We start from the raw sequence: 14,864 nt of genomic DNA on the forward strand, positions 1-14,864 counted from the left end.
AAAAAAGCACCTTAAATAATCTTTAAGGTTCATTAAAAATGTCTTTCCTTAAAAAGCAGGAATCTAAAAAATCAAAGAAAATGAAATCTAATGTTCGTGTTCGTTTTGCACCTAGTCCAACAGGACCTTTACATATTGGTGGTGTAAGAACAGCTTTATACAATTATTTATTTGCCAAAAAACATAATGGAACTTTTATTTTAAGAATAGAAGATACAGACCAAACACGTTATGTACCAAATGCTGAACAGTATATTATAGACGCTTTAAAATGGTGTAATATCCCTTTTGATGAAGGTCCAAATACGAACGAAAAATTTGGTCCTTATAGACAATCTGAACGTAAAGAAATCTATAAAAAATATGCAGATATTTTATTAGAAAAGGGTCATGCATATTATGCTTTTGATACTCCAGAAGAATTAACAGCACAAAGAGACTTTAATGCTTCTAAAGGAAAAATGTTTATTTATAATTGGCAAAATAGAGAAGATGGTAAATTAGTAAATTCCTTAGTTTTATCTGAAGAAGAAGTACAAAAAAAGATTAATGCTGGTGATAAATATGTAATTCGTTTTAAAAATCCACAAAGCGAAATTTTGTACATGGAAGACGAAATTCGTGGCAGAATTACTATTAAAACAAATACATTAGATGATAAAGTTTTATTTAAATCTGATGGAATGCCAACATATCATTTAGCAAATATTGTTGATGATCATTTAATGGAAATTACACACGTTATTAGAGGTGAAGAATGGTTACCTTCTATGCCTTTACACGTTTTATTATACAAAGCTTTTGATTGGGAAATTCCAAAATTTGCACATTTACCTTTAATTTTAAAACCAGTTGGTAGAGGAAAATTAAGCAAAAGAGATGGAGATAAATTAGGGTTTCCTGTTTTTCCTTTAGCCTACACAAATGAAGAAACAGGAGAAGTTTCTAGAGGTTTTAAAGAAGATGGTTATTTTGCAGATGCTTTTATAAATATGTTAGCATTTTTAGGTTGGAATCCTGGTACTACAGAAGAAATTTTTACGATTGATAGATTAATTGAAAAATTTGATTTTGAACGTGTTAATAAAGCTGGTGCAAAATTTGATCTTGATAAAACAAAATGGTTTCAGCAGCAATATATGCAAACCAAAGACGATGAAAAATTAACAGATTTATTTATGCCTACTTTAGAAAAAAAGGGGATAAACATGGATAAAAAAGATGTACAAAAAATAGTTGCTTCTATAAAAGAGAGAGCTGTTTTTGTAGATGAATTCTGGGAATTAGCTTCTTACTTTTTTGAAACTCCACAAGAATATGATGCTAAAGCTGTAAAGAAAAGCTGGAAAGAAGGAACTTCTGATTTAATGAAAGAATTGATTCCTGTAGTTTCAAATATTGAAGATTTTTCATCAAAAAATACTGAGAAAGAAATCAAAGAATGGCTTTCTGAAAAAGAAATTGGGTACAGTAAAGTGATGCAACCTTTGCGTTTGTGTTTGGTTGGTAAATTGGCTGGGCCTCATTTATTTGATATTATTTATTTAGTTGGTAAAGAAGAAACTATTAAAAGAATACATAATGCAATCGAAAAAATAGAATCATGAAAAATTATTTCCTTTTAATTTTTGCTTTAACAAGTTTATTATCTCATAGTCAGTATAATAATGGCATGAGAAATCAACGTCAAAGGCAAATGAATCAAACTCCAAGACAAGCTCCAGAACCAAAATATGAAATTGAAAAATATCTTGGAATTTTAATTTATGATATTGAAAAATATGCGAAAAAATCAAGCATAAAATTATCATCTGAAGAAGGAAAAAAGTTTTCTGAAGTATTGACTAAATTTAATAAAAAACTAAAAGATTTTAGAAGAATTAATAGCTTTACGTTAAATAGTACTAGAGAAATGGTTGAAAATTTTCAAAAAAATGCTCAAAAGTCAGGTGATTTTTCAGAACGAGCAAACATTCAAAAAAAAATGACTGAAAACTTAAAGCCAATTTCTGAAACTTTAAGAATTTATGATAAAGAATTAGATACAACCATGCAAGAAATATTGTCTGAGAAACAATATAAAAAGTGGATTAAATATAACAGAAAAAATTATAAGGTTTTTCCAAAAGATGATGTTGAAAACGAAGAAAAGGAAAACTAAGTATAATTCATAAATTAAAAGCCTGAAATATTTTTCAGGCTTTTTTTATGCAATAAAGTGTAACTTTATAGAATTAAAGCGTCTTATAAATTAGATATTGAAAATCAGTACCTTTACGTAAAACAAAAACCTAACTAATAAACAATATTATGATACCAACTTTGCCAATTATTATAGTCTTATCAGTTATTATACTTTTTGCCGCTTTTTTTATGGTAAAACAGCAAACAGCAGCAATTATAGAACGTTTTGGAAAATTTCATAGCATTCGCCAATCTGGTTTACATTTAAAAATTCCTTTGGTTGATAAAGTTGCAGGAAGATTGAGTTTAAAAATTCAGCAATTAGATGTTATTATAGAAACTAAAACATTAGATGATGTTTTTGTAAAACTAAAAGTTTCTGTTCAGTATAAAGTAATCAATGAAAAAGTATATGACGCTTTTTATAAGTTAGATTATCCTGCAGACCAAATAACAAGTTACGTTTTTGATGTGGTAAGAGCAGAAGTTCCTAAAATGAAATTAGATGACGTTTTTGTAAAAAAAGATGATATTGCTTTAGCTGTAAAAGCGGAATTGAATGATGCAATGTCAGATTATGGATTTGATATTATTAGAACTTTAGTAACTGATATAGATCCAGATCATCAAGTAAAAATAGCCATGAACAGAATTAATGCCTCTGAACGTGAAAAAATTGCAGCACAGTTTGAGGGTGATGCACAACGTATTTTAATTGTAGAACGTGCAAAAGCAGAAGCAGAAAGCAAGCGTTTACAAGGACAAGGTATTGCAGATCAAAGACGTGAAATTGCACGTGGTTTAGAGGAATCTGTAGAAGTTTTAAATAAAGTTGGTATCAACAGCCAAGAAGCGTCTGCTTTAATTGTGGTTACACAACATTATGATACCTTACAATCTTTAGGGCAAGAAACAAATAGTAATTTAATTTTATTACCAAATTCGCCACAAGCTGGTAGCCAAATGTTAAATGATATGGTTGCAAGTTTTACAGCCAGTAATCAAATTGGTGAAGCAATGAAAAACCAAAAACCGAAAGAGAAAGAGTAAAAAATTTAATTTGTAAGATCTAAAAGAAGTAATAATTTGTATTACTTCTTTTTTTTGCTTTATATTTAGATTTATAAATCGTATTAAATTGTATAAAAAAATTATATTATTTCTAAAAAAACCCTTCAATTTAGAATCCTATATATCTAATAAATTAAATTTAAGCTTATTACATGGTTTATTTGTATTTGTTTTTTTAAATATTTTTAAACCTTTTAAGTTAGATAATTTAAAAGAAGATTTATTTGGATATACTATTTTAATGGGGGTTTTAACTTTTTTAGTGCCTTTTTTATTTTTTTTATATTAGAAAAAATTAAATTTAAAAATTGGTTTATCTATTCTTTTATAGGTTTAACCTTATTTTTTTCAATAATTTATAGTTTTACTCTTTGGTATTTTAGTGGAATTTATAAAGATATTTTTAGTTTAAATAAACTTAGTTTTATTGTTTTTTATAAGTATTGTTCATCTTTAGCTATCATTTCAATAATTTTTATGTTGATAGTAAATGATAAACTATTAAGATTAAAATCAGAAAAAATAAATAGAATAAAAGAAGATGAGATAACCTTATATTCAGAAAATAAGAAAGAAAATATTACAATACATATTAATAAATTAATCTACATTACAATAGATGGTAATTATGCAAGTTTTTTTATAGAAACAGGAAATGGTATAAAAGAATTAATTTTAAGAAATACATTATCTAACATCTTAAAGCAAATAAAAAACTATCCTTTTATCTTTAGGTGCCATAAATCTTATATTATAAATTCTTTATTTTTTGATAAAATTACAGGTAATGCAAGAGGTTATTCTTTAAAATCTAATAGAATTGAAAACAAAATTCCTGTTTCTAGAAGTTTACATAAAGTAGATTTAGAAAAATTACTGCAAAAATAGGTTCCCATTTACCCCAAAAGCTTTGTAAATAACCCTTTTAAAATATTTTTCATCAAATTATAATTTTATTTTTTAAATTTGAAAACGTTATTCTGAAATAAAATATTGGGGGATATTTTTTAAAGAAACCAAAAAAAAGCTCAATCTGTTTTATACAAATTGAGCTTTTTAAATTTTATTAAAATAAATTTAGATTACTTCTTTTCTTCTAACTGTTCTCCTTCTTCGTCTTTAGAAGCCTTTTTAAACTCTTTTATTCCACCACCTAAACCTTTCATTAGCTCAGGTATTTTCTTGCCTCCAAATAACAATAAAACAACCACTACAATTAATATTATTGAGTATCCTCCTGGAATTGCTAAAAATGTATGTAAACTATTCATTTGTTCTTAAATTTAATAGTACAAAGATACAAAAAGGTTTTTATTAATCTCTTTTTTGTATAATGCCACCAATTACTTTTTTATCTTTTAAAACTTCTGGGTTTCCTTTGTAAAAAATAGAACCTCCAAAACTTACTTTCGCATCTAAGGTTTCTTCTGCAAAAACTTCTGCTCTTGCTCCAGTACCAGCCTTTACAGTAGAATTTGAGTCTGCCTTTAAACCAAAACCATTATAAATTCCATATAAATCTACATCTACATTTTGGTTTTTTGTACTACCTGTTAATTTAATAATTCCTCCAGAAGTTGCTCTTACTTCTAAGTGTTTTACTTTTAAAACTAAATTAATAAAAGCTCTTTCTTGCGAATTTACCTCTAATTTTTCTTGTTCTATTTCTTTTCCTGTAATGGTCGCGTTTTCATTAGCATCAATTACATCAATAATAGCATTGTAATATAATTTTACTAAAACTTCTCCACCAGCAGCATTATCTTCAGGATTTAAAGAAAAAGGTAAGGATAATTTTAAAGTATTATCTACATTTTTAATTTTAACCATTTCAGATTTCTTTCCTGTAATAACAAGTTTCGTTTCTGTAGATTTTATCAACTCTAATTCAATACCATTATAAACTTTTAAAACATTATAATCGCCTAAATTTTTAGTTACTGTTGTTTGCGATTGTCCTATAAAAGAACTAATTAACAAACAAATACATACTATTTTTTTCATAATTTTAATTTTGATGATACTCATAAATCAACAAGTATACCATCTTTATAAAGTTAATTTTTATCTTTTATTGTAACAACTAATAATTAATTTATTTTACTTTTACTGCAGTTCCTGTAATAGAAACTAAAAGTGTAGAGGAATTTGCCAAAGGTTCTACATCTATTTGAATTCCTACAACTGCATTTGCTCCTAATTTAACTGCATTATCTTTTAAATTTTGGAACGCTTTTTCTTTTATACCTTCTAAACCTAAAGTGTACATTTCTCTATATTTAGTCATGCTAAACATATCTGTAAAAGACATTTTTTTTCCGTTTGTAGAATAACTAGAATCGTAAGCTGAACCAGTTACAATGCCTAAATAATCTACTATTTGAAAGTTTTCTATATTATTTGTTGTTGTTAAAATCATTGGTTTATTTTTAAAAATTTATCCTTCTGAATTTATTTCAGAATCTCGTATTAATTTGAATTAGTTTATCATTTTTGAGACCCTGAAATAAATTCAGGGTGACAAATTAGGTGTAAACCAACTCAATGTTATTTCCTTGAAATTTTATCAATTTAAAACTGTATACTGAAACTGAAAACTGGATTTTTTTTACTCCTCAATTAAATTAAAATCTAAATGTTTGCGTTCTAAATCTGTCTTTTTTACTTGCACTTTTACATCATCACCTAACTGATACATGTTTTTTGTGGATTGCCCAACAATTGCATATTGCTCTTCATCAAAAATATAATAATCGCTTTTTATATCTCTAATTCTAACCATTCCTTCACATTTATTCGCAGCAATTTCTACATAAATTCCCCATTCAGTAACGCCTGTAATTACACCATCAAAAATTTCTTCTTTATGATCTTGCATGTATTTAACTTGCATGTATTTTATAGATGATCTTTCTGCTTTTGATGCTAATTCTTCTCTTTGCGAAGAATGTTTACACTTTTCTTCATAAGGAAGCGCTTTTGGCGATTCTCCTCCATCTAAATAATGTTGAAGCAATCTATGTGTCATTACATCAGGATAACGTCTTATTGGTGATGTAAAATGACTATAATAATCAAAAGCCAAACCATAATGCCCAATATTTTGAGTTGTATAAACAGCTTTACTCATGGTTCTAATAGCTAAAGTTTCAATCATATTCGATTCTGCTTTGCCTTGAACATCACTTAAAAGTTGATTTAAAGTCGCTGATGTACTCTCTTTGGTATCTGTATTTATTTTATAACCGAATTTACCAATGATATTTTGTAGCGAAGCTAATTTCTCGTCATTTGGCTCATCATGTACTCTATAAATAAACGTTTTGTTTGATGGCCTTCCTTTATGACTTCCAATAAATTCTGCTACTTTTCTGTTGGCTAACAACATAAATTCTTCAATTAATTTATTAGCATCTTGGCTTGTTTTAAAGAAAACTCCAACAGGATTTGCATCTTCATCTAAATTGAACTTCACCTCTACTCTATCAAAAGAAATTGCACCTTGTTTCATTCTCTTTTTACGAAGAATTTTTGCCAATTCATCTAACTTTAAAGTAGCTTCTACAACTTCAGCTTTTACTTCGTAAGATGCATCTGTGATAGAAATATCTGTAGGCATTGTATAAGGCTGCACATCCTCAGAAAGTTGTACATTTTCTATAATACTTTGTGCTTCTTCATACGCAAAACGTTGGTCTGAATACGTTACTGTTCTTCCAAACCACTCCCCTACTATTTGTGCTTTTTCATTGATTTCAAAAACAGCAGAAAATGTTAATTTTTCTTCATTTGGTCTTAAAGAACAAACGCCATTACTTAACATTTCTGGTAACATTGGCACTACTCTATCTACCAAATAAACAGAGGTTGCTCTTGCATACGCTTCATCATCTAAAATAGTATCTGGTTGTAAATAATGTGAAACATCTGCAATATGAATTCCAATTTCAAAATTGCCATTCTCTAATTTTGTGAATGATAATGCATCATCAAAATCTTTGGCATCTTTTGGATCGATTGTAAAGGTTAAATCGCCTCTCATATCTCTACGTTTGGCAATTTCTTCTTTGGTAATTTCTATCGGTAACTCTTCTGCTTCCTTCTCTACTTCTGGCTCAAATTCGTAAGGCAAATCATATTCTAATAAAATAGAATGCATTTCTGTATTATGATCTCCTGGTTTTCCTAAAACTGTGGTTATTTTACCAAACGGATTTTTAGAATTTTCTGGCCAATCAATTAGTTTTGCTTGTACTTTATCTCCATGTTCTGCACCATTCATTTTACTTTCGGAGATAAAAATATCTGCATACATTTTGTTGTTATCACAAATTACAAAACCAAAGTTTTTGCTTTTTTGTAAAACACCAACAAATTCGTTTTTTGCGCGTTCTATAATTTCTACAACGTCTGCCTCTAGTTTATTACTTCTTTTTCTTTTGTAAACATAGGCTCTAACCACATCTCCATGCAAACCTTTTCCAAGATTGTTATTGGGTGTAAAAATGTCGTTTTCATAATCATCTGTCATAAAATATCCATTTCCATTAGAGGTAATATCTAAAGTACCAATGGAATATTTACGATCTTCATTAATTTGAAATTTACCTCTGTCTATTTCTATTAATTTTTTTGAGCCTGTTAATTCTGCTAATTTTTGAATAACTTGGTTTTTACCATCAGTATCTTCAATTTTTAATTTGGCTGCTATTTGTTTATAATTGAAAGACTTACTACTGTCTTCATTTAAAATTCTGAATATATTTTTAGTTAAATCTTTTACAATTTTTCCTTTCTTTTTATATATTTTTTTCTTCTTTTTTGTCATTTATACTTTAATTTTTTTTGGATCAGTTTATAATTTATATAGAACTGATGTATGTTGCAAATTACAAATATTTCAACTTATTTACATTAAAATAAAGTTATAAATCTATTTTGTAATTTGGCTTCTTATTAATTTAATTTTATGGCTCGATTGGAAAAACTACCTGTTGATAAAATAAGTTTCGACAAGATCCATGTGAATCGTTGGTTTATTGTTGCAAACCCAACTTCTGGCAATCGTAATTTTTCTAAAAAGTGGAAGCTAATTCAGCAATTGTTACGAGATAAGAATATTCATTTTTCTTTTTCTATTACACAATTTGTTAAACACGAAATTGAATTGGTACAAAACGCAGTTAAGCAAGGATATAGAAACTTTATTTCTGTAGGTGGAGATGGAACCCTACATCATGTAGTGAATGCAATAATGCTGCAAAGATATGTAAAAACTTCGGATATAACTATTGCAGTAATTCCTTTAGGAACTGGAAACGATTGGATAAAAACGTATAACATTCCTAATAATATTAAAAAGTCGATAGAAATCATCAACCAAAAAAAGACAATTTTACAAGATATTGGTGTTTTGGAAACTGCTGATCAAAAAATGACTTATTTTAATAACGCAGCTGGTTTAGGGTATGATGCGTACATTGTTAATAAACTTAAAAAATTAAAAAGTTTTGGAGCTGCATCTTATTTATTAGCCGGAATTTATGGTTTATTCTTCTATAAAAAATCTATATTTTCTATTTCTTTTGATGATCAAAAAATAGAAACAACTTGTTTAATGACGGTTATCGGACTTTGTAAATTTTCTGGTGGTGGCATGCAGTTTACCAAAGATGTTGATGCTTCTGACGAATTTTTTGATATTACCATCGCTAAAAATATTACTTTTTTAGATTTAGTACTGAATATCAATAAATTATATTCAGGAAAAATTGTAGATCATAAAAAGTGTGAAACGTATAAAACTAAAGAAATATGTGTACAACCTAAAAATCATAAAACCTTTATACAAGCTGATGGAGAGTTGATTGGAACAGGAAAAGTTACTGCAAAAATTTTAGAAAAAGCAATTAAATTTGTGGTGAACTGACATCAATCTAAAATTTTATTTTTGTTTAAATTGTTAAACGTTAAAAAAATCTTAATTTTTGTGTAACGTTTTGTTTATTTTTACGTCTATATAGAAAGGACATTTAAATTTAGATGAAAAATCTTCGTAAAATTATAGCATTATTCATTTTTATACTTGTTGCAGGCATTTTTGTTACTGTAATGACTATAAATACTTCTTTGAATAAAACTCATGTTCCTAATGAAACTGTAGAGATTCAAAAAGATACAGTATCGCTTTTAAAAGCTGAAAAGAAAAGAGTTTAGTTTCTTCCTGTTTTAATTTTTCAAAATATATTTTAGTACTCACCTTTATTTCAATAAAATTTAGAACTTTTTAGTCTCTTTTCTCGGAAATGAAGTTTAAAAATAAACCCTACTTTTTATTTTAATTATATCATTTCTTTAAAATTTACATCAATCTTAAAAAATAAAATTTTTAGAATTTCAACACTTATCAACATTCTATATTATAATTATTTTTCTTTTATAAATTTTTAAAAAACAATGATGTTTATAATAGTATGTGAATAGCTACTATAAAATTATTAGATTTTGTGATAGTTTGTGAGTTATTAAAAAAGACTGACAACTTATGAGTTTTTAAATCGTTTAAAATCAACTTAAAAATAGAGTTATTAACAAAACTTATAAACAGCAATTAACCTAAAATTCTTAATAGTTAACAAACCTAGTTATGTAAATAAATTGTAAATTTTATGTTGATAAACTTTTATTAAAAACTCATAATAAAATTTGCATATATCAACCAAGAGCGTGTATTGTAATAATAATTAAAACTGGCAAATAAACTTACGAGTTTCTTGTTACAACTTCTTAACATTCTCTTAAAATGGTAATAAGTTAAAAATTAAAGAGTTATTAAAAATGTATAAATTAGTATTGTTTATAACTGTTGATAACCGTTAATTTCTATACTTTTGTAAATCTAACTACGTAATTACGAATAGAATGAAGCAATCTTTTATTTAATAACTAGATTATTTTAAAAATTTATAATTACACTAAAATTATATTATGACAATTGCCATTGGAAACGATCATGCAGGAACTGAATACAAGTTCGAAATTATAAAACATTTAGAGAATAAAGGATATAAAGTTATCAATTTTGGAACCGATACAAACGATTCTATGGATTATCCTGATGCTATTCATCCAACAGCAAACTGTGTAGAAACAGGTAAAGCTGAATTTGGTATTATTCTTTGTGGTTCTGGAAATGGTGCACAAATGACTGCTAATAAACATCAAGGAATAAGAGCTGCTTTGTGTTGGAATAATGAATTGGTTGCATTAACAAGACAACATAACAACTCAAATATGTTAACGATTCCTGCACGTTTTGTGTCTTTACAACAAGCTATTGGTTTTGTAGATATTTTTTTAACTACAGAATTTGAAGGTGGTAGACATGGAACTAGAGTTGATAAAATTTCTTGTTAATAGTCTTTTAATAATGACGTCTTAAAGCACTGTAGAAAGGTTTTTATATGAAATTTAAAATAAAATTGTTTTCAGAATTAAATACTACAGAACTCTATCAAATTCTACAACTTAGAGCAGAAGTTTTTGTGGTGGAGCAAGATTGTGTGTACCAAGATATAGATTTTAAAGACCAAAAAGCGTTGCATGTTTTTGGTTTTAAGAATGATAAAGTAGTTGCATATACACGTATTTTTAAACCTGGAGATTATTTTGAGAATGCAAGTATTGGAAGAGTAGTAGTTGCAGAAAAAGAACGAAAGTTTGGTTATGGACATTTAATTATGAAAGCATCCATAAGTGCTATAAAAAATAATTTTAAAGTTGATGAAATTACAATTTCTGCTCAAAAATATTTAAAGAAATTTTACGAAACACATCAATTTAAACAAGTAGGAGAGGAGTATTTAGAAGATGGTATTCCACATATTAGAATGGATAGAAAATAATAATTTATGAATACTAAAGTAAAATATGTAGTAATTATTATTGCATTTTTAGCAATTATATTTTCTTTATATACCATTATAAATAGTGAAAGAACCTTCGATTCTTTTAGTGGAATTGTTGTTGGTTTCAGTTTATTAATTGCTTTGTATATTCAAAAAAACTATAAGAAAGAATCGTAAAAATTATCAACTAAAAACCTTTAGCAGGTTTTGGAAGTTATTTTTTTAAAAATTTACTCTAAAACTTAAATTTGGTGTAAAAGGCAAAGAATAAGTATTAACTCTATTTACATTATTAGCACTTGTTTCATCTAAAATATAATAAGAATCTATCATATTATTTCTATCTGTAATATTGGTAAAACCAACTCTTATCGTAGACTTTATAGCATCTCTAAATTTAAAATCGTAACTTGTGGAAAAATCAATTCTAAAAAAGTTAGCTAATCTTTCTTGGTTTGGATTGTTGTAATTTACAATGGTTCTATTACCAATTTGTATGGTTTCATTACCAAGTACAGGTTTTGTAAACGGTTTTCCAGAACGTAAAACACTACCTAAAGAAACTTTAAAACTTTCAGTAAAATTATAACTAAAAGCAGCACTTAAAGAGTGTGAAATATCTAAACTATTCGCAAAGGTTTCTGGATTAAAAATAGCGAAAGTATAGTTGTTTTTAGAAAAGGTATAACTTAACCAAGTACTTATATTTTCTGTTTGTTTGTTTACCAAAAACTCTATTCCTTTTACTTCATAATTGCCAGTAGAAGTAAAAGTTTGCGTGTTATTGTAAAATCCTTGATTTGCAGCTGTAATTCCATTAACTTTTTTGTAAAAACCAGTAATATCAACATAAAATTTAGGAAGCTTATATTCAACACCAAAAGAAGCTTGTTTACTTTTTATAATGGGTGTATTAGTATCATCAGCTAAAATCCATCTACGCTTTTCGATCCCTAAAAAGTTGTCTTCAAAATCTATTTTTTGTGCAGTAGTTTGGTTTTTAAATTCGCCTTCTAATTTTACATAAAATTCATCATTTATTTTTTGTCTGACGTTAATTCTAGGTTCAAAAACAAATTTAGAAAACTTATGAAAGTAGTTTGAACGCACACCAAATCTTGCATACGTATTGTTTTTTTGATATTCAATTTCCGAATAAAAAGCGCTTTTTACCAATACATTTTTAACGGTTTTAGAAAAAGTTGGTGCGTTTACAGTAGTTGTATTTCTAATGCCAATTTCGTTAAAAACCACGCCATTTTTAAAATGTAAAACATCTGTAAATTCATATTTAGTATCTAGTTTTATTTCGGTTTCTAATACGTTATTAAACTGTGTTTGAAACTGATCTGAATCTTTATTATAATCTGAAGAATTTATTTTATAATCGGATACAAAAGCAGATAAATTAGTAGAAAATTCATAATTCCAATTAGCATTCCAACTTAAACTTGCCCCTAAATTTTCTTGTTTTAAAGTACTGTTTTCTTCAATTGTGGTGTTGTTAGAAGTGTATTTTTCTAAATAATCTAAGTTATTTTTTATCTGGATAAAATTAGCCCTAATGGAATGTTTATAACCAATATCATATAAAACTTTAAAAGAATAATCGTAAAAGTAAAAATCTGATTCATAATTTTTTATATTATTTGATGACACAGAATTGTCTTGAAAACTTCTCGAAAAATAATTGTTATAAGTAGGTGTATTTACAAAGTCTGTAAAAGATCTTCTTCCAGAAATATGCAATTCTAAATTTTCTTTAATTGGCACTTGTAAAAAAACATCGGCACTTAATAAATTAAAACCTGCTCCACCAGAAAATTTATTGGTAATTCTATCGGATGTTTCCATATTTATGGTTGATGAAACTCCGTCTGAAAAAGCACTACTTGTACCATTTTTTGTAACCGAAACTTTTTTAGTTAAATACGGATTATAAGCAGAAATCAACCCAAAAAAATGACCTGAATGATACATTTTAATGCCATCCCAAAGCATTAAATTTTGATCATTTGTGCCACCTCTAACATTAATATTAGAAACACTTTCGTTTACACTTTCTATTCCTGGTAAAATTTTAATGGTTTGTAAAATATCTGGTTCTATGAGTCCAGGTAAAATTCCAAATTTTTCTGTGTTTAACACTGTGCTTCCATCTGCATTTTTTTGCAAGCCAGAAGTTAGTAACTTTTGCATTGTAATTTCTGATAATTGCTCTGTTTCTTCTTCTAAAAAAAGTTGTTTACAAGTAATAGAAAACAACTCTTTTGCTGTAATTTTTATAGTTTTAAAGCTGATAAAAGAAATACTTAAAGTGGCATTTACAGGAATATTATTTAAGTAAAAAACACCTTCATTATTGGTAGTTGTTCCTGTTTTAAAACCATCTATTGTAACAGAAGCCAAATTTAAAGGCGTTAAAGAATTGGCATCTAAAACTGTTCCGCAAATAGAAATAGATTTGTTTAAAAAGGAAACTGTAACATATCTATTGTCTAAAGTTTTAAAATGTAAAAATGTTTTTTCGTTTAAAAAAGTTAAGAGTTCATCAATAGAAATTCCAGGTTTTGGTGCATCAATAAAAATGTTTTTTACATCAGTATCAGAAAAAGAAAATTTAATATCATAGTTTTTTTCTAAAGTTATTAATAGTGATGAAAGTGCAATTTTATCAGAAGAATTCTGAGAAAAAGCAATACTTGTTATTAATAAAAAACTGAGAAAAAAACCTTGAATTTTAGTTATCATAATTAAAAATGATAATTTTTTCACCTTCAATTTTATACGATAATTGTAAAGGAATTGTAACAGATTGCAATGCAATATCTACATCAGCATGTGTAAAACCTCCAGAATACAAAATATCTAAATCAATATCTTTTGTTTCAATGGTGTAGCCAAACTGATTTTCTATTTCTTTTAGCACAAAACGTAAGGCTGTACTTTTAAAATTAGATTCTTTTTGCAACCAAGAATTTTCGTTAATATCAAAAGTATTTACAGTATCAATAGTACCATTTACTACTTTAAAAATGGTTCCTTTTGATAGCTTTACAAGTGTATCTTTATAAGCAACACTTACTAAACCTTCATAGGTTTTAACTTCAAAATAGTTGGTTCTTTCTTTTACGTTAAACTTTGTACCTAAAACAGTTACCTCTCCAATTTCTGTGTTTACCGTAAATTTTTTCCCTTTTTGGACTTTAAAAAAAGCTTCACCATCTAAGGTTAAATGTCTATTACTTTTCCATTTATTTTTATTAAAAGTAATTGAAGAATTCGAGTTTAAAATTACCTCAGAATTGTCTGGTAAATTAAAGGTTTTTGTTTGCGAAAATTGCGTTTTAAAACTAGTTTCGTTATTAAAAAATAAGAAATAAGAAGTTGTTAATAACACAACAATTATTGCTGCATATTTAGAGATTTGTTTAAAGTTAAAAGGAAATACCCTTCCTTTTTTAGCGGTTTTTTGTGTTCTTAATTTAAAGTCTTCAAGTGCTTTATCAACATTTACTTTTGGTGTTTCTATTTGAGAAGCATAATGTGCAATTTTCTCTAAAGTTTTAAAATCTTTAGATTCTTGTAAACGTGCTAATTCTTCATCAGAAGTTTCTCTGTTTAGCCATTTTAAGATGTTATTTTTATCTTCCATTTTCTGTGCTTCTATGTATGTAACAACTAAAAAGTAATTTACCCTAC

General features: G+C 27.0%; 15 protein-coding genes. 9 read left to right on the top strand and 6 right to left on the bottom strand.

The window, feature by feature from the left end:
• Window positions 1-80: 80 nt before the first annotated feature.
• From gltX to LPB03_RS10750, 4 genes are all read left to right on the top strand, one after another.
• Window positions 81-1,607, top strand: a complete 1,527-nt coding sequence (gene gltX, locus LPB03_RS10730) for a glutamate--tRNA ligase (RefSeq protein WP_065320115.1) — start codon at window positions 81-83, stop codon at window positions 1,605-1,607.
• The gene (locus LPB03_RS10735) at window positions 1,604-2,161 is read left to right on the top strand and encodes a hypothetical protein (protein ID WP_065319612.1); all 558 of its coding nucleotides are present in this window, start codon (window positions 1,604-1,606) and stop codon (window positions 2,159-2,161) included. The genes gltX and LPB03_RS10735 overlap by 4 nt, the downstream gene beginning before the upstream one ends.
• Before the next feature lie 149 nt (window positions 2,162-2,310).
• On the top strand, window positions 2,311-3,234 hold the full coding sequence (locus LPB03_RS10740; RefSeq protein WP_170324216.1) for an SPFH domain-containing protein: 924 nt from the start codon (window positions 2,311-2,313) through the stop codon (window positions 3,232-3,234).
• A 498-nt stretch (window positions 3,235-3,732) separates the two neighbouring features.
• Complete coding sequence (locus LPB03_RS10750) at window positions 3,733-4,143, top strand: LytTR family DNA-binding domain-containing protein (protein ID WP_065319614.1); 411 nt, start codon at window positions 3,733-3,735, stop codon at window positions 4,141-4,143.
• Window positions 4,144-4,337: 194 nt separating this feature from the next.
• Here LPB03_RS10750 and tatA read toward each other — a convergent pair whose 3' ends face one another.
• The 4 genes from tatA to rnr all read right to left on the bottom strand — a co-directional run bounded on the left by tatA (window position 4,338) and on the right by rnr (window position 8,083).
• Window positions 4,338-4,526, bottom strand: coding sequence for a twin-arginine translocase TatA/TatE family subunit (tatA, locus tag LPB03_RS10755; protein ID WP_065319615.1), 189 nt, complete (start codon window positions 4,524-4,526; stop codon window positions 4,338-4,340).
• Between the two features lie 43 nt (window positions 4,527-4,569).
• Window positions 4,570-5,259, bottom strand: coding sequence for a head GIN domain-containing protein (locus LPB03_RS10760; protein WP_065319616.1), 690 nt, complete (start codon window positions 5,257-5,259; stop codon window positions 4,570-4,572).
• A 91-nt stretch (window positions 5,260-5,350) separates the two neighbouring features.
• The gene (locus LPB03_RS10765; protein ID WP_065319617.1) at window positions 5,351-5,674 is read right to left on the bottom strand and encodes a YbjQ family protein; all 324 of its coding nucleotides are present in this window, start codon (window positions 5,672-5,674) and stop codon (window positions 5,351-5,353) included.
• Window positions 5,675-5,863: 189 nt separating this feature from the next.
• Window positions 5,864-8,083 carry a ribonuclease R gene (gene rnr, locus LPB03_RS10770; RefSeq protein WP_065319618.1) on the bottom strand — a complete coding sequence of 740 codons (2,220 nt, stop codon included), beginning with the start codon at window positions 8,081-8,083 and terminating at the stop codon, window positions 5,864-5,866.
• A gap of 141 nt (window positions 8,084-8,224) precedes the next feature.
• Here rnr and LPB03_RS10775 point away from each other — a divergent pair, with 141 nt between their 5' ends.
• The 5 genes from LPB03_RS10775 (at window position 8,225) to LPB03_RS16640 (ending at window position 11,339) form a co-directional block, all read left to right on the top strand.
• Window positions 8,225-9,184, top strand: a complete 960-nt coding sequence (locus LPB03_RS10775; RefSeq protein WP_139058972.1) for a diacylglycerol/lipid kinase family protein — start codon at window positions 8,225-8,227, stop codon at window positions 9,182-9,184.
• A 113-nt stretch (window positions 9,185-9,297) separates the two neighbouring features.
• Window positions 9,298-9,471 (top strand): hypothetical protein, encoded by a 174-nt coding sequence (locus LPB03_RS16760; protein WP_170324217.1) that lies wholly within the window; start codon window positions 9,298-9,300, stop codon window positions 9,469-9,471.
• 771 nt (window positions 9,472-10,242) lie between these two features.
• Entirely contained in the window at window positions 10,243-10,671 is a 429-nt protein-coding gene (gene rpiB / locus LPB03_RS10780) for a ribose 5-phosphate isomerase B (protein ID WP_065319619.1), read from the top strand.
• 47 nt (window positions 10,672-10,718) lie between these two features.
• Window positions 10,719-11,159 carry a GNAT family N-acetyltransferase gene (locus tag LPB03_RS10785; protein WP_065319620.1) on the top strand — a complete coding sequence of 147 codons (441 nt, stop codon included), beginning with the start codon at window positions 10,719-10,721 and terminating at the stop codon, window positions 11,157-11,159.
• 6 nt (window positions 11,160-11,165) lie between these two features.
• Window positions 11,166-11,339: a hypothetical protein gene (locus LPB03_RS16640; RefSeq protein WP_157579359.1), complete on the top strand. Its 174-nt coding sequence runs from the start codon at window positions 11,166-11,168 to the stop codon at window positions 11,337-11,339.
• Between the two features lie 45 nt (window positions 11,340-11,384).
• Here the strand turns inward: LPB03_RS16640 and LPB03_RS10790 are convergent, their stop codons facing one another.
• Both LPB03_RS10790 and LPB03_RS10795 read right to left on the bottom strand, forming a co-directional pair.
• Window positions 11,385-13,913: a TonB-dependent receptor gene (locus LPB03_RS10790; RefSeq protein ID WP_065320118.1), complete on the bottom strand. Its 2,529-nt coding sequence runs from the start codon at window positions 13,911-13,913 to the stop codon at window positions 11,385-11,387.
• A complete protein-coding gene (locus tag LPB03_RS10795; RefSeq protein ID WP_065319621.1) occupies window positions 13,903-14,817 on the bottom strand; it encodes a FecR family protein in 915 nt (304 codons plus the stop codon). The genes LPB03_RS10790 and LPB03_RS10795 overlap by 11 nt, the downstream gene beginning before the upstream one ends.
• Window positions 14,818-14,864: the final 47 nt, after the last annotated feature.

Origin of the sequence: Polaribacter vadi (genome assembly GCF_001761365.1) — a bacterium.
In the GTDB taxonomy this organism is placed as follows: Bacteria; Bacteroidota; Bacteroidia; order Flavobacteriales; family Flavobacteriaceae; genus Polaribacter; species Polaribacter vadi.

Bases quoted from the DNA above. Each gene is read 5' to 3' on its own strand.
- gltX (WP_065320115.1), top strand. From the start codon at position 81: ATGAAATCTAATGTTCGTGTTCGTTTTGCACCTAGTCCAACAGGACCT.
- LPB03_RS10735 (WP_065319612.1), top strand. From the start codon at position 1,604: ATGAAAAATTATTTCCTTTTAATTTTTGCTTTAACAAGTTTATTATCT.
- LPB03_RS10740 (WP_170324216.1), top strand. From the start codon at position 2,311: ATGATACCAACTTTGCCAATTATTATAGTCTTATCAGTTATTATACTT.
- LPB03_RS10750 (WP_065319614.1), top strand. From the start codon at position 3,733: ATGTTGATAGTAAATGATAAACTATTAAGATTAAAATCAGAAAAAATA.
- tatA (WP_065319615.1), bottom strand. From the start codon at position 4,526: ATGAATAGTTTACATACATTTTTAGCAATTCCAGGAGGATACTCAATA.
- LPB03_RS10760 (WP_065319616.1), bottom strand. From the start codon at position 5,259: ATGAAAAAAATAGTATGTATTTGTTTGTTAATTAGTTCTTTTATAGGA.
- LPB03_RS10765 (WP_065319617.1), bottom strand. From the start codon at position 5,674: ATGATTTTAACAACAACAAATAATATAGAAAACTTTCAAATAGTAGAT.
- rnr (WP_065319618.1), bottom strand. From the start codon at position 8,083: ATGACAAAAAAGAAGAAAAAAATATATAAAAAGAAAGGAAAAATTGTA.
- LPB03_RS10775 (WP_139058972.1), top strand. From the start codon at position 8,225: ATGGCTCGATTGGAAAAACTACCTGTTGATAAAATAAGTTTCGACAAG.
- LPB03_RS16760 (WP_170324217.1), top strand. From the start codon at position 9,298: ATGAAAAATCTTCGTAAAATTATAGCATTATTCATTTTTATACTTGTT.
- rpiB (WP_065319619.1), top strand. From the start codon at position 10,243: ATGACAATTGCCATTGGAAACGATCATGCAGGAACTGAATACAAGTTC.
- LPB03_RS10785 (WP_065319620.1), top strand. From the start codon at position 10,719: ATGAAATTTAAAATAAAATTGTTTTCAGAATTAAATACTACAGAACTC.
- LPB03_RS16640 (WP_157579359.1), top strand. From the start codon at position 11,166: ATGAATACTAAAGTAAAATATGTAGTAATTATTATTGCATTTTTAGCA.
- LPB03_RS10790 (WP_065320118.1), bottom strand. From the start codon at position 13,913: ATGATAACTAAAATTCAAGGTTTTTTTCTCAGTTTTTTATTAATAACA.
- LPB03_RS10795 (WP_065319621.1), bottom strand. From the start codon at position 14,817: ATGGAAGATAAAAATAACATCTTAAAATGGCTAAACAGAGAAACTTCT.